Annotated in this window: 18 protein-coding genes; 4 read left to right on the plus strand and 14 right to left on the minus strand. The window is 67.6% G+C overall.

Annotated features, from left to right (window positions below):
- Nucleotides 1–11: 11 nt before the first annotated feature.
- Complete coding sequence (locus KHO22_RS19600) at nt 12–1406, minus strand: M23 family metallopeptidase (protein WP_211948831.1); 1395 nt, start codon at nt 1404–1406, stop codon at nt 12–14.
- 241 nt (nt 1407–1647) lie between these two features.
- Between KHO22_RS19600 and tyrS the strand changes: the two genes are divergently transcribed.
- The 4 genes from tyrS to KHO22_RS19620 all read left to right on the plus strand — a co-directional run bounded on the left by tyrS (nt 1648) and on the right by KHO22_RS19620 (nt 4834).
- Nucleotides 1648–2889 carry a tyrosine--tRNA ligase gene (gene tyrS / locus KHO22_RS19605; RefSeq protein ID WP_211948832.1) on the plus strand — a complete coding sequence of 414 codons (1242 nt, stop codon included), beginning with the start codon at nt 1648–1650 and terminating at the stop codon, nt 2887–2889.
- 8 nt (nt 2890–2897) lie between these two features.
- A complete protein-coding gene (gene dtd, locus KHO22_RS19610) occupies nt 2898–3368 on the plus strand; it encodes a D-aminoacyl-tRNA deacylase (RefSeq protein ID WP_211948833.1) in 471 nt (156 codons plus the stop codon).
- An 88-nt stretch (nt 3369–3456) separates the two neighbouring features.
- Nucleotides 3457–4104 carry a YbhB/YbcL family Raf kinase inhibitor-like protein gene (locus tag KHO22_RS19615; protein ID WP_211948834.1) on the plus strand — a complete coding sequence of 216 codons (648 nt, stop codon included), beginning with the start codon at nt 3457–3459 and terminating at the stop codon, nt 4102–4104.
- 55 nt (nt 4105–4159) lie between these two features.
- Nucleotides 4160–4834, plus strand: coding sequence for a histidine phosphatase family protein (locus KHO22_RS19620; protein ID WP_211948835.1), 675 nt, complete (start codon nt 4160–4162; stop codon nt 4832–4834).
- A 28-nt stretch (nt 4835–4862) separates the two neighbouring features.
- On the opposite strand, the gene KHO22_RS19625 is transcribed toward KHO22_RS19620, so the two are convergent.
- The 13 genes from KHO22_RS19625 to KHO22_RS19685 form a co-directional block, all read right to left on the minus strand.
- A complete protein-coding gene (locus tag KHO22_RS19625) occupies nt 4863–5588 on the minus strand; it encodes a queuosine precursor transporter (RefSeq protein ID WP_211948836.1) in 726 nt (241 codons plus the stop codon).
- Nucleotides 5589–5749: 161 nt separating this feature from the next.
- Nucleotides 5750–6334 (minus strand): BPSL1445 family SYLF domain-containing lipoprotein, encoded by a 585-nt coding sequence (locus KHO22_RS19630; protein WP_211948837.1) that lies wholly within the window; start codon nt 6332–6334, stop codon nt 5750–5752.
- Between the two features lie 43 nt (nt 6335–6377).
- On the minus strand, nt 6378–6971 hold the full coding sequence (locus KHO22_RS19635) for a hypothetical protein (protein WP_211948838.1): 594 nt from the start codon (nt 6969–6971) through the stop codon (nt 6378–6380).
- Between the two features lie 218 nt (nt 6972–7189).
- Complete coding sequence (gene ruvB / locus KHO22_RS19640; RefSeq protein ID WP_211948839.1) at nt 7190–8236, minus strand: Holliday junction branch migration DNA helicase RuvB; 1047 nt, start codon at nt 8234–8236, stop codon at nt 7190–7192.
- 34 nt (nt 8237–8270) lie between these two features.
- A complete protein-coding gene (gene ruvA / locus KHO22_RS19645; RefSeq protein ID WP_211948840.1) occupies nt 8271–8852 on the minus strand; it encodes a Holliday junction branch migration protein RuvA in 582 nt (193 codons plus the stop codon).
- Between the two features lie 93 nt (nt 8853–8945).
- Complete coding sequence (locus KHO22_RS19650; protein WP_211948841.1) at nt 8946–10115, minus strand: glycerophosphodiester phosphodiesterase; 1170 nt, start codon at nt 10113–10115, stop codon at nt 8946–8948.
- 105 nt (nt 10116–10220) lie between these two features.
- On the minus strand, nt 10221–10766 hold the full coding sequence (gene ruvC / locus KHO22_RS19655; RefSeq protein WP_211948842.1) for a crossover junction endodeoxyribonuclease RuvC: 546 nt from the start codon (nt 10764–10766) through the stop codon (nt 10221–10223).
- Between the two features lie 145 nt (nt 10767–10911).
- On the minus strand, nt 10912–12483 hold the full coding sequence (gene purH / locus KHO22_RS19660) for a bifunctional phosphoribosylaminoimidazolecarboxamide formyltransferase/IMP cyclohydrolase (RefSeq protein ID WP_211948843.1): 1572 nt from the start codon (nt 12481–12483) through the stop codon (nt 10912–10914).
- A 22-nt stretch (nt 12484–12505) separates the two neighbouring features.
- Entirely contained in the window at nt 12506–12739 is a 234-nt protein-coding gene (locus tag KHO22_RS19665; protein ID WP_211948844.1) for a Fis family transcriptional regulator, read from the minus strand.
- Nucleotides 12736–13803 carry a tRNA dihydrouridine synthase DusB gene (dusB, locus tag KHO22_RS19670; RefSeq protein WP_211948845.1) on the minus strand — a complete coding sequence of 356 codons (1068 nt, stop codon included), beginning with the start codon at nt 13801–13803 and terminating at the stop codon, nt 12736–12738. The genes KHO22_RS19665 and dusB overlap by 4 nt, the downstream gene beginning before the upstream one ends.
- A gap of 286 nt (nt 13804–14089) precedes the next feature.
- Nucleotides 14090–15328: a UbiH/UbiF/VisC/COQ6 family ubiquinone biosynthesis hydroxylase gene (locus tag KHO22_RS19675; RefSeq protein WP_211948846.1), complete on the minus strand. Its 1239-nt coding sequence runs from the start codon at nt 15326–15328 to the stop codon at nt 14090–14092.
- Nucleotides 15309–15785 carry a hypothetical protein gene (locus tag KHO22_RS19680; protein WP_211948847.1) on the minus strand — a complete coding sequence of 159 codons (477 nt, stop codon included), beginning with the start codon at nt 15783–15785 and terminating at the stop codon, nt 15309–15311. Before KHO22_RS19680 ends, KHO22_RS19675 begins: the two co-directional genes overlap by 20 nt.
- Complete coding sequence (locus KHO22_RS19685; RefSeq protein ID WP_211948848.1) at nt 15782–17176, minus strand: aminopeptidase P N-terminal domain-containing protein; 1395 nt, start codon at nt 17174–17176, stop codon at nt 15782–15784. Before KHO22_RS19685 ends, KHO22_RS19680 begins: the two co-directional genes overlap by 4 nt.
- Nucleotides 17177–17195: the final 19 nt, after the last annotated feature.

Here is a 17195-nt window from a genome sequence, read left to right on the forward strand (position 1 = left end):
CGGAGCGGCTGTCAGTTGGCCGCGGTAAGGACGTTATAGGTGCGCAGCGCGTTGATGCGGCTGAGCATGTTGCTGGTATAGCCCAGGAACTCCTGGCGCGACTTGCCGGTCAGCACGGGCGCTTCCATCAGCGCGATGCTCAGCGGGTTCTGCGGCACGTCGTTGAAGCGGAACTCGTAGTGCAGGTGCGGCCCGGTGGCCCAGCCGGTCTGGCCGACATAGCCGATGACCTGGCCCTGCGACACCCGCTGCCCCTGCTGCACGCCGGCAAAGCCGGACAGGTGCGCGTAGTAGGTCGAATAGCCGCTGGCGTGCTTCAGGATGATGATGTTGCCGTACCCGTTCTGGCGGCCGACAAAGTCGATCACGCCTTCGCCGGTGGCCAGCACCTTGGTGCCTGTTGGCGCGGCGAAGTCGACGCCCTTGTGCTGGGCCCACGCGTGGTGCAGCGGATGCTCGCGGCCGCCGAAGCCCGACGACACGCGCGAAAACTCCACCGGCGAACGCAGGAACGGGCGCTTCATGCTGCGGCCGTCGAAGGTGTAATAGGCGCCGTTGCTGTCGCCTTCGGGCGCGAACCAGAGGGCCTGGTGGAGCTGGTTCCGGTTGATCAGCTCGATCGCCACCACGCGGCCGTTGCGGATGAACGAACCGTCCTGGAAGCCGGCTTCGTAGATGATGCGGAAGCGGTCGCCGCTGGCGATGTCATGCTGGAAGTCGATCACGCCGGAGAAGATCGACAGCATCTGCTGCACGATTTCATCGGGCACGTTGGCCGCGTCCATGGCCTTGAAGAAGCCGCCCGCGGAGATCGAGCCGGATGCCATCTCGTAGCGCAGGTCGTTGTCGACGTTCTGCACGCGCGCCTTGTAGCTCGCCGTGCCATCGGCCTTTGCCGGCTCGACCCGCTCGATCACGAGTTCACGCGAGGTCGCGGCATCGCCGCCGAGGTTGGCCTGCAGCGACACCAGCATATTGCTGTCGTCCATCTGCGCCTGCACGGTCTGGCCCGGGTTGAGGCTGAACAGGCCGCGCGCGGTCGGGTTCTTCAGGATGAAGGCCTGCGCGTCGGGATCGTCCACGCCCAGGCGGCGCAGCAGCGAGGCAATGGTGTCGCCGCGCTGCATGCGCTCCTGGCGCACGTAGACGGCATCGGTATCGATGTCGGTAAGCTGATCGAGCTGGTCGCGCACATCGGGCATACGCAGCGGCTCGTCCACGCGCGGAGCACCCGGGTCGTTAAAGGCGCTGCGGGGCGCCACGCCCATGGCGGCGGCCATGCCGAGCGTGAAAATCGTGCCCACCGAAGCGGTGAGTTGCTTGCGCCGTCGCGCGTGCTGGGGGCTGGTCGGGTCGACGAGAACCACCAGCTCGCGCGCGAAAACTTCGCGGAGTCTGGACCACATCACGTAAAATTCAACCTTGGTCTGGGCACCGCTGCCGCGACGATGTACGTCGTCTGCCTTCCTCCCCCGAGGTGCGGCGCGTGCTGTTCATCTTTATTTGCCGCCTAGTGTCGGCACTAGAATGGCGGGTGGCGCGCGGCTTGTTGCCGCTTGGCGCCAGGAAGCGCGGATTATACCAAGAATCGGCCCGGGGCCGAGTGGCGCATCCGCCAAATTTTCATGTATTTCAACGACTTACGTCATGACTGAAGCATCCTCCGGCCCCGCGGCCAAATATCCCCTCACGCCGTCGGTGATGCACGCGCTGGAGGTGTCCAAGCGTGGTTGCGACGAACTGCTGATCGAAGCCGAATGGGCCCAGAAGCTGGCCCGCAGCGAAGCGACCGGCGTTCCCCTGCGCATCAAGCTCGGCCTCGACCCGACCGCGCCCGACATCCACATCGGGCACACGGTGGTGCTGAACAAGCTGCGTCAGCTGCAAGACCTGGGCCACCAGGTCATCTTCCTGATCGGTGACTTCACCTCGACCATCGGCGATCCGTCCGGGCGCAACAGCACCCGGCCGCCGCTCACGCGCGAGCAGATCGAGGCCAATGCCCAGACCTACTACCGCCAGGCCAGCCTGGTGCTCGATCCGGCGCGCACCGAGATCCGCTACAACAGCGAGTGGTGTGACCCGCTCGGCGCGCGCGGCATGATCCAGCTGGCCGCCAAGTACACCGTGGCCCGGATGATGGAGCGCGACGATTTCACCAAACGGTTCCGGTCTGGGATTCCCATTTCGGTGCATGAGTTCCTTTATCCGCTCATGCAGGGCTACGATTCGGTCGCGCTGAAGTCCGATCTGGAGCTCGGCGGCACCGACCAGAAGTTCAACCTCCTGGTCGGGCGCGAGCTGCAGAAGGAATACGGCCAGGAACCGCAGTGCATCCTGACCATGCCGCTGCTGGTGGGCCTGGACGGCGTCGAGAAGATGTCCAAGTCCAAGGGCAACTACGTCGGCGTGACCGAGGCGCCCAACGAGATGTTCGGCAAGCTGATGAGCATCTCGGACGACCTGATGTGGCAGTACTACACGCTGCTGTCGTTCCGCCCGCTGGCCGAGATCGACCTGATGAAGCAGGAAATCGCGCTGGGCCGCAACCCGCGCGACTGCAAGGTGATGCTGGCGCAGGAGATCGTGGCGCGCTTCCACAGCCAGGCCGATGCCGAGAAGGCGCTCGAGGACTTCAACCACCGCGCACGCGGCGGCGTGCCGGACGACATCCCGGCCGTCAGCCTGTCGGGCGCGCCGCTGGGCATCGCGCAGCTGCTCAAGCAGGCCAACCTGGTGCCGTCCACGTCCGAGGCCAACCGCAATATCGAGCAGGGCGGCGTGAAGATCGACGGTGCCACGGTCAGCGACAAGGCCGTCAAGGTGGCCGCGGGCACCTACGTGGTCCAGGTGGGCAAGCGCCGCTTTGCCCGCGTGACGCTGGCCTGAGCCGGGCGATGATCGCACTGATCCAGCGCGTGGCGCAGGCCAGAGTGACTGTCGGCGACCGCACCACTGGGGAGATCGGCGCCGGGCTGCTGGCGCTGGTCTGCGCCGAGCGCGGCGATACCGAAGCGCAGGCCGACCGGCTGCTCGCCAAGATGCTGTCCTATCGCGTGTTTTCCGACGCGGACGGCAAGATGAACCTGCCGGTCCAGAACATGGACGGCAACGGCGGTGCGGGTGGGCTGCTGGTGGTGTCTCAGTTCACGCTGGCGGCCGATACCAACAGCGGTACCCGGCCCAGCTTCACGCCGGCGGCTGCGCCCGAGGACGGACGGCGCCTTTATGAGTATTTCGTCGAGCGCGCGCGTGCGTCGCACCCGGATGTGCAGACTGGCGAGTTCGGGGCGATGATGCAGGTGAGCATGACCAACGACGGCCCGGTGACGTTCTGGCTGCGCGTGCCGCCGCCCGGTAACGCCTGAGCCCGCCTGAGCCCGCCGCAGTCCGCACAGGCGGCAGAAAACCACGATGGCCGCGCCCGCGCCGGCCATCCACAGACAGGAGAGACAAATGAAACTCTGGAGCAAGTCCTTCGCCGACAACGCGCCGATTCCCGGCGAGTTCGCCTTCTGCGTGCCGGACGCCGCTGCCCACATCGCGCTGTCGAGCAACCGCAATCCCGACCTGCATTGGGAAGACGCGCCGGCCCAGACGCGGTCCTTCGTCCTGATCTGCCATGACCCCGATGTCCCGAGCAAAGGGGACGACGTCAACCAGGAAGGCCGCGAAGTGCCGGCATCGCTGCCGCGCGTGGACTTCTACCACTGGGTGCTGGTCGACATTCCGCCCGGCCTGACCACCATCGCCGCCGGGTCGCACAGCGACGGCGTGATCGCGCGCGGCAAGCCCGGCCCCGATGCGGCCGGCGGCACGGCCACCGCGGGCGGCCTGCGCCACGGCATCAACGACTACACCGGCTGGTTTGCCAGCGATGCCGACATGAAGGGTGATTACTACGGCTACGACGGCCCCTGCCCGCCGTGGAATGACACACTGCTGCACCACTACGTGTTCACGGTCTACGCGCTGGACCTCGATCGCGTGCCGCTGGACGGCAAGTTCACGGGCGCACAGGTGCTGGAAGCCATCCGTGGCCATGTGCTGGCGCAGGCCAGCCTGACCGGCACCTATACGCTCAATCCCAAGGTGGCCGGCTGAGGTCGCGGGCCCGGCGTCCGCGCCGGGCAAGGGCAAGGAAACGCAAGGAAAGGGCATGTTGCAAAGCTCCGGGCCGCATTCGCTGGCCTACACGCACCTGATCGTGATCCGTCATGGCGAGACGGCCTGGAACCGCGAGCGCCGGCTGCAGGGCCAGCTCGACATCCCGCTCAACGAGACCGGCCAGGCCCAGGCCCGCGCGCTGGCCGCGGCGCTGGCAGGCGAGCCGATCGACGCGGTCTATTCCAGCGACCTGGGCCGCGCCATGCAGACCGCGGCACCGCTGGCCGAGGTGCTCGGCCTGAAGGTCCGGTCCGAGCCGCGCCTGCGCGAGCGCAGCTACGGGACCCTGCAGGGCAGGACCTATGCCGAGGTGGCCGAGCAGTTGCCCGAGGACTTTGCCCGCTGGCAGGCGCGCGTGCCCGACTACGCGCCGCCGCAGGGCGAGTCGCTGGCGCAGTTCCATGATCGGGCTGTCGAGATCGCGCTGTCGCTGTCGCGCCGGCATCCGGGCGAGCGCATCGCGCTGGTTGCCCACGGCGGCGTGCTCGACTGCCTCTACCGCGAGGCGACCGGCATGACGCTGGAAGCGCCGCGCCAGCACGAACTGCTGAACGCCAGCATCAACCGCCTGCGCAGCGACAGCCACCACCTGACGCTGGCCCAGTGGGGCGATGTGACCCACCTCGAAGCGCTGGCGCTCGACGAAGTGGACCGGCGCGTTCCCTGACGGCGCGCCAGGCGTCGACCCCGGAGGCTCAGACGCGCAGGCGGAACGGTGTGAAGTTGGTGTTGCGGTCGTACCAGTCCTCGTTCTCGGCGCGCTTGAGGAAGTTCACGACCTTGTAGGTGACCGGCGTCATCACGACTTCCCAGCCGGTCTTCAGTACATACTGCACCACCGCGACCTGGAGCACCTTCTCCAGCGGCCAGATCCCGTAGAACGCAATCACGTAGAACAGGGACGAGTCGACCAGCTCGCCGGCCAGGGTCGAGCCGATGGTGCGGGTCCATAGCCAGCGTCCGCCCGTCCACAGCTTCATCTTGGCCAGCACGTAGCTGTTGGCGAAGCTGCCGCAGCAGAAGGCGATCAGCGAGCCGAACGCGATGCGCCAGGTATTGCCGAACACATCTTCCAGGCTCTTCTGGTAGTCGGCCATAAACGGCGCCACCGGCATGTGCAGCACCACCAGGCTCATGAAGGTGGCGAACGCCAGTGCCGCGAAGCCGGCCCACACCACGCGGCGGTCACGGCCATAGCCGTAGACTTCGGTCAGCACGTCGCCAAAGATGTACGAGATCGGGAAGAACAGCACACCGGCGCCGAAGGTCACCGGCCCCAGCAGCGGCACCGTGACCTGCGCGGCCTTGGCGGCCCCGATCAGGTTGGAACACAGCAGCACGGTGACGAACGCCACCATGACAAGATCGTAGTAGCGGTAGACGCGCCCGGTCTGGGCGGGGGCGGCGGGCAGGGCGGACATTGGGGTTCCCGGTGTGTCGGTGCGCATGGCTGCGCCCGCTGTTTTTCGCGCGATTATGCCAGCCGGGAGGGCTGCCTTGCTGTGCCGCAAAAAAAGAATCCCGGCCGGGGCCGGGATATCCGGGGCAAGACGGGCGGCGTCGCCCGCCTCGTCCGACGGCTTCAGATGTCGAGCTTCGAGATCTTGGCACCGTTGATCGATACGTCGAACATCAGGCCAGCGTTGGTCTGAACGAAGCCGATCACCGGTTGCTGGCTGGTCAGGGTATCGAGCCGTCCGTCGGCCCCGACCTTGGCCAGTGCCACGTTCGCATCGGCGCCGGCCGTCCAGCCCTTGCTCGCCACAAACTTGTTGTAGGCCTCGGGCGTCATGAACATGATGATGATGGCCTTGGACTGTCCGCCGGCGGTCAGTCCGACCGAGGCCTGCGTCGTGCTGTAGTAGCCGACGTTCGAACCGTGGGAGCGCAGTGCCCCCTCGCCATACTCGCCGCCGACGATGAGGCCGGCCGAGATCACCTTGGGGAACACCAGGACGCCCTGCGCGCGTTGCGCCAACTCGCGCGAACCGTTGGTCGACGAGAACAAGCGGTTTAGCGCGCCATCGACACCTGCATCGATTTCCTGTTTTTTTGCCGCGGTATCGGTTGTGCCTTTGGTGCCTGTCGTCGTGCAACCGGCCGTGAACGCGGTGGCGACGAGCAGCCCCGATCCGGCAACCCGGGTAACAAAATGGCGTCGATTCATAGGTAACCTCCTGGTGGGGTAAAGTACCGCGTCTGGCTTGGGGTCAATTGGCTGCGGATGCGGCCGGGGCTCTGACCGTGATGGCTACGACTTCACGATAGACGATCTTTGCCATCTGGCCACGCTGGATCTTGCTGAGGTCTATGGCAGGGTCTTCCACCTTGACCGTGCGCAGGGTTTCGCGCGGGCCCCGGAACGTGACCAGGTGCTTGGCCGGGTCAACCTTCGTGATCTCCGCCGTCACCGTCGTGGTGATCTCGCGCATGATGCCGGGCTTGCTGCCTTCGGCCGCGCGCGAGGTACGGTCCACCGTTTCCGCCAGCGCGGTCGCCTTGCTGTCCACCGGTTCCAGCGATGCCACGAGCGCCGCGCCACGCGCGATGGTGAGGATGTCCCCCTTGCGGATCTGGCCGAAGTTCTTCACTTCGTCGCCGCCCACCAGCTCGACGACATTGCCGCGCGGGCCTTGTACCAGCACGGCCTTGGTGTTCGGGTCGATATCGATGATCTTGCCGCTGACAACGGCCTCCTCGGCAACGCCGACCGGGGCCTGCGGACGCTGGGCGTAGGCACTGGTGGCAATGAGCACGGCAGCCGCGAACACCGCGGCTGGCAGGGAGGACGGACGACGGATCATGGCTTTCCTTGGCGATGGTGAGGGCCATGCCAAACGGCACGGCTGCCGGGGCACCCTGGGCAGGGTACCGTTGAAGCCATTGTGGACAATAGGGCAGGGGCCAGCAATCCACTTCGAAAAAATTTGGGATGCGGGACAAAAATGTTTAATTGACGCCCGGGAGGCGCCCCCCGAGCATTTGCGGCGGCGCAGCAATCGCCACCGGGTGCCGGGTATCCTCAGACTGGCAGGTCGCCGGCGCTCTCTGGTGTTGCCAGGCCGAAGTGGCGGTAGGCTGCCGAGGTGGCAACGCGGCCGCGCGGCGTGCGTTGCAGGTAGCCCTGCTGGATCAAATACGGCTCCAGGACGTCCTCGATGGTGTCGCGTTCCTCGCCGATCGCCGCGGCCAGGTTGTCGACGCCGACCGGGCCGCCGCCGAACTTGTGCAGCACGGCTTCGAGCAGCTTGCGATCCATCAGGTCGAAGCCCACGCGGTCCACGTCCAGCATCGCCAGCGCGGCATCGGCGGTCTCGCGGGTGATGGTGCCGTCGCCCTTGACTTCGGCATAGTCGCGCACGCGGCGCAGCAGGCGGTTGGCGATACGGGGCGTGCCGCGCGCGCGCCGGGCGATTTCCAGCGCGCCCTGCGGGTCGATCCGGGCGCCCAGCAACTGGGCCGAGCGCGTGACGATGCGCGCAAGTTCTTCGGCCGTATAGAACTCCAGCCGCGCCACGATGCCGAAGCGGTCACGCAGCGGGTTAGTCAGCATGCCGGCGCGGGTGGTGGCGCCGACCAGCGTGAACGGCTGCAGGTCCAGCTTGACCGAGCGCGCCGCCGGGCCTTCGCCGATCATGATGTCGATCTGGTAGTCCTCGAGCGCCGGGTACAGGATTTCCTCGACGACCGGCGAGAGCCGGTGGATCTCGTCGATGAACAGGACATCGTTGGTTTCCAGGTTGGTCAGCAGCGCGGCCAGGTCGCCCGGGCGCTCGAGCACCGGGCCCGAGGTCTGGCGCAGGTTCACACCCATTTCGCGCGCGATGATATGCGCGAGCGTGGTCTTGCCCAGGCCCGGCGGCCCGAACAGCAGCACGTGGTCCAGCGCCTCGCGGCGGTTGCGCGCCGCGTGCATGAAGATGTCGAGCTGTCCGCGCACCTTCTCCTGGCCGACGTACTCGTCGAGCAGCTTGGGCCGCAGCGCGCGCTCGAATGCCTCTTCGTGCGAGGAAGCGGGCGTGGCGGCGATCACGCGGTCGGGGGCGGAGAACTTGTCGGTTTCAATCATGGCGGCGGCGTCAGGTGTCGCGCTATTTTACGCCTCATGCCTTGGACAAGGCCTTCAGTGCCAGCTTGATGCCGTCCGACACGCCCGTGCCGGCAGGCACCTGCTTGATCGCCGCGGCGGCTTCCTTCTCCGAGTAGCCCAGCGCCAGCAGCGCATTGAGGATATCGACCGCGTTGTCATGGACGGCGGTCGCGCCCGGCGCATGGCCCAGTTCCGCGCCGAGCTTGCCCTTGAGTTCGAGCAGCAGCCGCTCGGCCGTCTTCTTGCCGATGCCCGGCACGCGCGTCAGGCGTCCGGCTTCCTGCAGCGTGATGGCCTGCGCCAGTTCCGGCACGGACATGCCCGACAGCACCGCCAGCGCCATGCGTGCGCCGATGCCGGTGATCTTGATGAGCTCGCGGAACGTGTTGCGTTCGGTGGCGGTGCCGAAGCCGTAGAGCAGGTGCGCGTCCTCGCGCACGATCAGCTGCGTCAGCAGCGTGACCGGCTGGCCGGTCGCGGGCAGGTTGTAGAACGTGCTCATCGGCACATCGATCTCGTAGCCGACGCCGTGGCAGTCCACGAGCAGGTGCGGAGGATTCTTCTCGATAAGGGTGCCGGCGATGCGTCCGATCATGGTGTCTGGGGGTGCGTTAGCGGTAAGGGGCGGTGCAAAGGTCTTGCGGTCTTGCGGAAGGCCGCAAGTGTAGCCCAGCGGCGCGTTCGTGCCTCACGGGTTCCTGGCGTCGATGGCGCGCCGGCCGAGCGCCGGGTCGTCGGTGAAGACGCCGTCCACACCCGCGGCAACAAAGGCCTCCACCTCGCGCACCATGCCCGCCGGGCTGCGCGTAGCGTCATCTCCGCCGGTCTGGAACGCCTTGGGCAGGAAGGCATTCTCGGGCCGGAACGTATAGGGGTGCACCAGCAGGCCGGCCGCGTGCGCGTTGCGCACGACGGCGGAAGGCGCGCCCAGGCCGCCCTGCGCATCGCGCGGCACCACGCTGTTCTTCTCGGGCCCGATGCCGTCGGCGTAGGAGGCCACCTCTCGCAGGCCGGTCGGACTCAGCATGTCGCCATAGGTACGCGTGTCGCCGGCCAGCCGCCAGTCGGGCGGAGTCTGCTTTGGGTTGCCGATCAGCTGCATCAGCCTGACATTGGGCATGCCATGCCCCAGTGCCCGGCGCATCTGCCGCAGGCTGCCGGCCTCGAAGGACTGGACGAAGACGGGCGCCGCGCGCAGGTATGGCTGGCGGCGCAGCGCCTCGACCAGTTTGTCTTCAAGCGGCTTGCCGATACCGCGGAAGTAGCTCGGGTGCTTCAGTTCGGGATACAGGCCGATCTGCCGGCCGGTGCGCAGCGACGCCTGCTGGGCAAGCCGCACGATCTCGTCGAAGGTCGGGATCTCGAACTGGTCATTGAGGCGAGCATTGTCCGGGCGCAGCTTCGGGATGCGCTCTCGGGCCCGCAGCGTCTTGAGTTCGGCCAGCGTGAAGTCCTCGGTGAACCAGCCGGTCAGGCGCTCGCCGTCGATCACCCTGGTGCGCTTGCGGTCGGCAAACTGCGGCATCTCGGCAACGTTGGTGGTGCCGCCGATTTCGTTCTCATGGCGCGCCACGAGAACGCCGTCGCGCGTGATGACGAGGTCGGGCTCGATGACATCCGCGCCGTCCTCGATGGCCTTGGCGTACGCCGCCAGTGTGTGCTCGGGGCGCAGCGCGCTGGCGCCGCGGTGGGCGATGACCAGCGGCTTCGTGGCCGGCGCCAGCGCCGGCGTCGGCGCGGATGCTTCTGGGGCTGCGGCCGCGGTCCTGGGTGCGGCAGGCGGGGGCAGTTTCGTGGCGCAACCCGCCAGCACGATTGCCGGCAGGGTAGCGTGAAGACAGGAGCGGAAGCGGAGCATGGCAGGGAATCCGTGGCCGCCGCGCATGGGGCATGCCGGGCGCGGCAAATGCCCTGGATTGTAAGAGACTGGAGCGCGCCGCTTGTCGAAGTGCTGGTCTGCCGATCAGCCGATCAGGCGCCCGCGGCGCACGCGCATGCCCTTGCGGACCAGCTCCGGCGCCAGCCCCGACAGTGTGCCGAGCGTGTCGCCGCCGTTGGCGTGGCAGATGGCGATGCCCAGCGCATCGGCGGCATCGGTGCTCGGCCGGCCCGGCAGGCTCAGCAGCCGCATGACCATCTCCTGCACCTGCTCCTTGCTGGCGCGGCCATAGCCGACCACGGCCACCTTCAGTTGCAGGGCGGTGTATTCGAACACCGGCAGGCCTTGACCCACCAGGCCGCAGATCGCCGCGCCGCGCGCCTGGCCCAGCAGCAGGGTCGATTGCGGGTTGACGTTGACGAAGACCTTCTCGATCGCCGCGCAGTCCGGCGCATAGGTGCGGGCCACCTCGCTGATGCCGTCGAACAGCGTCTTCAGGCGCGCGGGCAGGTCGGTATCGCCATTGCTCTTGATGGTGCCCGAGGCGATGTAGGAAAGCTTGTTGCCATGCTTTTCCAGTACGCCGAAGCCGGTGGTGCGGAGGCCGGGGTCGATGCCTAGGATGCGCATTGAAGATGGGGTCTGGGTTTGGGCAATAGTGTAGGGGGTTTCGCGGCGGCCGGAGGTGCGCCGCAAGCGTCATGTCCAAGAAAAAAGGCCCCGGCCGGCGGGCGACTGCCCGCGCGGCCGGAGCCTTTCCTGCTGCCGTACCCGCTTAGTGCCGGAAATGGCGGGTGCCGGTCAGCACCATCGCGATCCCGCGCTCATCCGCCGCAGCGATCACCTCGTCATCCCGCATCGAACCACCCGGCTGAATCACGCAGGTCGCGCCGGCGTCCACCACCACGTCCAGCCCGTCGCGGAACGGGAAGAAGGCGTCCGACGCCACGGCCGAACCGGCCAGCGTCAGGCCGGCATTCTGCGCCTTGATGCTGGCGATGCGCGCCGAATCCACGCGGCTCATCTGACCCGCGCCGACGCCGAGCGTCATGCCGCCGCCGCAGAACACGATGGCGTTGGACTTGACGTACTTGGCCACGCGCCAGGCAAACATCAGGTCGTCCATTTCCCTGGGCGTCGGGTGGCGGCGCGTCACCACGCGCAGTTCCGACGGCTTCACGTTCTTGGCATCCGGGCCCTGCACCAGCAGGCCACCGCCGACGCGCTTGAGGTCATACTGGTTGACGCCCTTGCCCAGCGGGATCTCGAGCAGACGCACGTTCTGCTTGGGCGCGAACACGGCGCGCGCGGCGGCGCTGAACGACGGGGCGATCAGCACTTCGACGAACTGCTTCGCCACGGCCAGCGCCGCGGCTTCATCGAGTTCCACGTTGAAGGCGATGATGCCGCCGAAGGCCGAGGTCGAGTCGGTCTTGAAGGCCTTGTCGTAGGCTTCGAGCGCATTGGCGCCGACAGCCACGCCGCACGGATTCGCGTGCTTGATGATCACGCAGGCCGGCGTGGAGACCTCGAAGGACTTCACGCATTCCCACGCCGCATCGGCGTCGGCGATGTTGTTGTACGACAGTTCCTTGCCCTGCAGCTGCACGTAGTTGGCCAGTGCGCCGTCCACGGCCTTCAGGTCGCGGTAGAACGCGGCGGATTGGTGCGGGTTTTCGCCGTAGCGCATTTCCTGCACCTTGTCGAAGGCCAGGTTCAGCGTCTGCGGGTAGGCGCTGCGGCCCTGGTGCGACTTGTCGGTACCCAGGCTGGTCAGGTAGTTGGTGATCGCGCCATCGTACTGGGCGGTGTGCGCGAACACCTTGGTGGCCAGGCGGAAGTTGGTGTCGTAGCCGACCTTGTTGCCGTTGCCGCGCATTTCGCCGAGCACCACGGCGTAGTCGGCCGGGTCGACGATCACGGTCACGTCGCGGTGGTTCTTGGCCGCCGAGCGCAGCATGGTCGGGCCGCCGATGTCGATGTTCTCGATCGCGTCCGGCAGCGTGCAGTCATCCTTGGCCACGGTCTGCTGGAACGGGTACAGGTTCACCACCAGCAGGTCGATCGTCGGGATGTCGTGCTCGGCCAGCGCGGCCATGTGCTCGGGCAGGTCGCGGCGGGCCAGGATGCCGCCGTGGACTTTCGGGTGCAGCGTCTTCACGCGGCCGTCGAGCATCTCGGGGAAGCCGGTGTAGTCGGCCACTTCCGTGACGGGCAGGCCGCTGTCGGCCAGCAGCTTGGCGGTACCGCCGGTGGAAAGCAGCGTGACGCCGAGCGCGTTCAGTTCGCGCGCGAATTCGACGATGCCGGTCTTGTCGGAAACGGAAAGGAGAGCTTGCTTGATCATGGCTGTGCGAAACGCTTCAAATTCAAATTAAACCGTGCAGCTGCAACTTCTTGCGCAGCGTATTGCGATTGATGCCCAGATAGGCGGCGGCCAGCGACTGGTTGCGCTCGGCGCGCACCATCACGGCTTCGAGCAGCGGGCGCTCGACGGCCTCCAGCACCATGTTGTACATATTGGACGGCTCTTCGCCGTCTAGATCCCGAAAGTAGCTGTCCAGGCTGTCCCGGATGCACTGGTCGATAGCGTTGCGGCTCATGCGGCAAGCAACTCCCGTTTCTTGTTGTTGTTCGTTTCATCTTCCCCCTCGCCTGCGCCGGCTTCATCGACATAGACCAGCCGGTCCGACCACTGTGCCTGTTCGTCGAAGAAGGCGTTGACCGCGGCGAGCTGTTCGCCGGTGGTCTCCAGCGTGTTCATGCGGTGGCGGAACAGGTTCGCGCCACGCAGCCCGCGCGTGTACCACGCAATATGCTTGCGCGCGGTGCGCACGCCGGTGAACTCGCCGTAGAAGTCATAGTGGTCTTCCAGGTGCGCGTTCATGATGGCGCGGATCTCGGCCACTTCCGGCGGCGGCAGCAACTCGCCGGTGGCCAGGAAGTGTTCGATCTCGCGAAACAGCCACGGCCGGCCCTGCGCCGCGCGCCCGATCATGATGGCGTCGGCGCCCGTCAGCGCCAGCACCTGCTTTGCCTTCTGCGGTGTCGTGATGTCGCCGTTGGCCACCACCGGGATGCCGATCGTGGCCTTGACCGCGGCGATGGTCTCGTACTCGGCGTCGCCGTGGTACAGGTCCGCGCGCGTGCGGCCGTGGATGGTGAGCATGCTGATACCCGCGTCTTCCACCATGCGCGCGACGCGCAGGGCGTTGCGGTTCTCGCGGTTCCAGCCAGTGCGAATCTTCAGTGTGACCGGGACGCGGTCCCCCACGGCGCCGACCACGGCCTCGACAATGCGGACCACCAGCGGCTCGTTCTGCAGCAGCGCGGAGCCCGCGGCCACGTTGCAGACCTTCTTGGCCGGGCAGCCCATATTGATATCGATGATCTGCGCGCCGCGGTCCACGTTGTAGCGCGCGGCCTCGGCCATCATGCCGGGCTCGGCGCCGGCGATCTGGACCGAGATGGGTTCAACCTCGCCGGCGTGGTTGGCGCGGCGCATGGTCTTTTCGCTTTTCCACAGCTGTGCATTCGACGCCACCATTTCCGACACCGCATAGCCCGCGCCGAGCTGCTTGCACAGCTGGCGGAAAGGGCGGTCCGTCACGCCCGCCATGGGGGCGACGAACAGGTTGTTGCGAAGTTGGTGTGGTCCGATCTGCACGTTGGGGCGGCGATTCCGGCGGCCATGGCTCCCGGCGGCATGCGCGTTGCGCAATGCGAAACAGGACGGCCCGGCTGCGTGGTTCTGGAGTGAAACGGAAAAACACGCCCGTGCCGAAACGGCTGTCGGCAATATTCACGGGCGTGAGCGAGGGCTGGATTCTACCGCCAAACGAGTGCTGCTGCCCAAGAATTGAGCATCAACACAAGGGGCGGAGTCTGAAAATGCCTCGAACCGGTTAGCCCCGAAGTGGCGAAGGCCGCATGCGCGGCCCCGCCAGGGCTTGTCAGCGGCGCATGCCGAACATCATGTGCCGGGCCAGCGCGTGCTTGAGCGGCGCCAGGCAGGCCAGCGCCGCCAGCGTTGCCCCGCGCGCGTGCGCGGCCATCGGGTAGGGCACGCCGAATGCGCGCGGCAACAGGTCGGTCACGCCGATGGTCACCGCCCGGTCCAGGCGGTGGCGAGACGCGAATGACTGTAGCGAGCGCGGCGTGCAGCCGGTGCGCAGCGAGTCCGCCAGCGCGAAGGCATCGCGCAGTCCCAGGTTCAGACCCTGGCCCGCCACCGGGTGCAGGGTCTGGGCGGCATTGCCCACGGCCGCGATGCGGCCGTCGACCGTTACCGGCGCCGCGTTGAGCCCGAGCGGGAATGCGTGGCGCTTGCCGGCCAGCGTGAAGCGGCCCAGGCGGTCGCCGAACATCTCGCCGAGCTCGGCCGCGAAGTCGGTGTCGGACAGCGCCAGCCGCCGCGCGGCCTGTTCGGGCGGGCAGCACCAGACCAGCGCGTAGCCGTCGACGCCATGCTCGTCGTAGGGCAGCAGCGCCAGCGGCCCTTCGGCCGTGAACCGCTCCCAGGCCCAGCCCGGCCGCGGCCGCGAGCAGGCAACGTGGCCGATCACGGCGGTCTGGCCGTAGTCGCGGTGCCGCGCGCCCTGGCCCGCATGCGCGGCCTGCTGGTGGAACAGGCCGCCTTCGGCCTGCACGGCAATGCGCGCGGCAAAGCGCACCGCCTGCCCATCGGCCGTCGTGCCGGCAAGGTGCACCGCGCCGGCCATGGCGTCCAGGCCGTCAAAGTCCCCGCCGGTCAGCGGATCCTGCCGCAGGTCGTCGATGCGGGTCTCGAATACGCGCAGCAGGCGTGATGCACCGGCGCGCTGGACTGCGCGGCCCAGCGCGCGCTCGAGCACATTGCACAGCTCGCCATAGCGCACCACGTAGCCCAGCGCGGGTACGCCGTAGTCTTCATGGTGGAGCTTCACATGGCCGAGATGGCCGCGTTGCGAAACGTGGATATGCTCGATTGCCGTGCCCGCGACCGGCCAGGCACCGATCTGTTCCAGCAGTTGCCGGCTGCCATGGGACAGCGCGATGGCGCGCGGGTCGCGCGCGGCCCGCGCCGGCGTGGCGGCGTCGATGAGCGCGATGCGCCAGTCGGTCGCCAGCAGCAACTGGCAGGCCAGCGCCAGGCCCACCGGCCCGCCGCCGACGATGGCGATGTCCCTGACTTCAGGCTCGGCCTGGGTCATTGCCGGCGCTCCTGTCCGTATCGAGATCCGGCGCCTGCCCGGCCGCGCCGCGCTTCCAGCAGATCGCATCGGAGCGCGACTTGCCGGCCTCGGCATCGCGCAGCGCGTTGTCGAGTTTCTGCTGGTTGAAGCCGGGCAGGGCCTGCAGGCACTCCAGCAGTGCACTGGCGTTGGCCGCATCCATCGGCGCGACGCAGCCCTGGCCGCTGTCGGCGGCGCCCACCAGGATCAGCCAGGCCTTTCCGGCCCAGGGCGCAGCCTTGGAAACACGCACCACCACGCGTTCGAGCGAATCCCACATGACCTCCTCGCGCTGGCCGTCGGGGCGGTGCACCACCACGCGGTCATCGTAGAGGTTGAGCACGAACGGGTCGTTCGGGTCGACGTGGTGTTTCGTGGGCGCGTTGTGCGGCGTTTTGGTGCCGTCGGGGAACAGTCGTCGCAGCCATCCGATCATGCTTTGCCTCCGCCAGTGGTGTTGCGGTCCCGCATCAGGGCCTCGATCTCGTCTGCCTTGACCGGCACGCCGCGCGTGATGATCTCGCAGTCGCCGCTGGTGACCACGGCATCGTCCTCGATGCGGATGCCGATATGCCAGTAGCGCTCCGGCACGTCCTCGGCCGGGCGCACGTAGATGCCCGGCTCCACGGTCACCACCATGCCCGGCTCCAGCGGCCGCCACGGGCGTTCGCCATCGCCTGCCGGCGCGGCCGCGCGGTACTCGCCCACGTCGTGCACGTCCATGCCGAGCCAGTGGCCGGTGCGGTGCATGTAGAAGCGCCGATAGCTGCCGCTCGCCAGCACGTCGTCGAGTGTGCCTTCCTTGTTGCGGTCAAGCAGGCCGGTATCGAGCATGCCCTGCGCGAGCACGCGCACCGCGGCATCGTGCGGCACGTTGTACGGCACCCCGGCGCGCGTCTCGGCGATGGCGGCGTCCTGCGCGGCCTGCACGAGGTCGTACAGCTCGCGCTGGGCCGGCGAGAATCGGCCGGACACGGGGAAGGTGCGGGTGATGTCGGAGGCGTAGCCGTCCAGCTCGCAGCCGGCGTCGATCAGGCACAGGTCGCCGTCGCGCAGCTCGGCGGGACCCGCGCGGTAGTGCAGTACGCAGGCATTGGGGCCGGCGGCGACGATCGAGTTGTAGGCCACGCTCTGTGCGCCGTGGCGGCGGAATTCGTACAGCAGCTCGGCTTCCAGGTGGAACTCGCGCAGGCCGTGACGGGACGCCTGCATGGCACGCACGTGGGCGCCAGCCGAGATCTCGCCGGCGCGGCGCATGGTGGCCAGTTCGCCCGCATCCTTGATCAGGCGCATCTCGTCGAGCAGCGTGCGGATGTCAACGGCGACCGAAGGCGCCGCGACACCGGCGCGGCCCTGCGTGCGCACCGCATCCAGCCAGCGGCGCACCTGCATGTCGGTGCGCGTCGACGCGGCCAGCGGATACGCGAGCTGCGCGCGGTTGGCGAGCAGGCCGGGCAGGATGGCGTCGATCTCTTCGACCGAATGGGCTTCATCGAAGCCGAATGCCGCGCGGGCGCCGTCCGGGCCGTAGCGGAAGCCGTCCCAGATCTCGCGCTCTTCATGCTTCGGGCGGCAGAACAGGATGCTGCGGTCGGCTTCGGTGCCGTCGCCGGCGACCAGCACCAGCAGGGACTCGGGCTCGGTGAAGCCGGTCAGGTAATAGAAATAGCTGTCATGCCGGTACGGGTAGTCGCTGTCGCGGTTGCGCATGGCTTCCGGCGCCGTGGGCAGGATGGCCACGCCACCGCCGCCGGCGCGCAGGTGTTGCAGCACGCGGGCGCGACGGTCGCGGCAAGACGCCAGAAGGGCTGTATCGGTTGCGGACATAGGATTGCCAACTGGATGG

This window comes from Cupriavidus yeoncheonensis (assembly GCF_905397275.1).
GTDB lineage: Bacteria > Pseudomonadota > Gammaproteobacteria > Burkholderiales > Burkholderiaceae > Cupriavidus > Cupriavidus yeoncheonensis.

Bases quoted from the DNA above. Each gene is read 5' to 3' on its own strand.
- KHO22_RS19620 (WP_211948835.1), top strand. From the start codon at position 4,160: ATGTTGCAAAGCTCCGGGCCGCATTCGCTGGCCTACACGCACCTGATC.
- KHO22_RS19665 (WP_211948844.1), bottom strand. From the start codon at position 12,739: ATGAGCCGCAACGCTATCGACCAGTGCATCCGGGACAGCCTGGACAGC.
- KHO22_RS19685 (WP_211948848.1), bottom strand. From the start codon at position 17,176: ATGTCCGCAACCGATACAGCCCTTCTGGCGTCTTGCCGCGACCGTCGC.
- KHO22_RS19630 (WP_211948837.1), bottom strand. From the start codon at position 6,334: ATGAATCGACGCCATTTTGTTACCCGGGTTGCCGGATCGGGGCTGCTC.
- KHO22_RS19615 (WP_211948834.1), top strand. From the start codon at position 3,457: ATGAAACTCTGGAGCAAGTCCTTCGCCGACAACGCGCCGATTCCCGGC.
- KHO22_RS19625 (WP_211948836.1), bottom strand. From the start codon at position 5,588: ATGTCCGCCCTGCCCGCCGCCCCCGCCCAGACCGGGCGCGTCTACCGC.
- KHO22_RS19600 (WP_211948831.1), bottom strand. From the start codon at position 1,406: ATGTGGTCCAGACTCCGCGAAGTTTTCGCGCGCGAGCTGGTGGTTCTC.
- tyrS (WP_211948832.1), top strand. From the start codon at position 1,648: ATGACTGAAGCATCCTCCGGCCCCGCGGCCAAATATCCCCTCACGCCG.
- KHO22_RS19675 (WP_211948846.1), bottom strand. From the start codon at position 15,328: ATGACCCAGGCCGAGCCTGAAGTCAGGGACATCGCCATCGTCGGCGGC.
- dtd (WP_211948833.1), top strand. From the start codon at position 2,898: ATGATCGCACTGATCCAGCGCGTGGCGCAGGCCAGAGTGACTGTCGGC.
- KHO22_RS19680 (WP_211948847.1), bottom strand. From the start codon at position 15,785: ATGATCGGATGGCTGCGACGACTGTTCCCCGACGGCACCAAAACGCCG.
- ruvC (WP_211948842.1), bottom strand. From the start codon at position 10,766: ATGCGCATCCTAGGCATCGACCCCGGCCTCCGCACCACCGGCTTCGGC.
- ruvA (WP_211948840.1), bottom strand. From the start codon at position 8,852: ATGATCGGACGCATCGCCGGCACCCTTATCGAGAAGAATCCTCCGCAC.
- KHO22_RS19635 (WP_211948838.1), bottom strand. From the start codon at position 6,971: ATGATCCGTCGTCCGTCCTCCCTGCCAGCCGCGGTGTTCGCGGCTGCC.
- KHO22_RS19650 (WP_211948841.1), bottom strand. From the start codon at position 10,115: ATGCTCCGCTTCCGCTCCTGTCTTCACGCTACCCTGCCGGCAATCGTG.
- purH (WP_211948843.1), bottom strand. From the start codon at position 12,483: ATGATCAAGCAAGCTCTCCTTTCCGTTTCCGACAAGACCGGCATCGTC.
- ruvB (WP_211948839.1), bottom strand. From the start codon at position 8,236: ATGATTGAAACCGACAAGTTCTCCGCCCCCGACCGCGTGATCGCCGCC.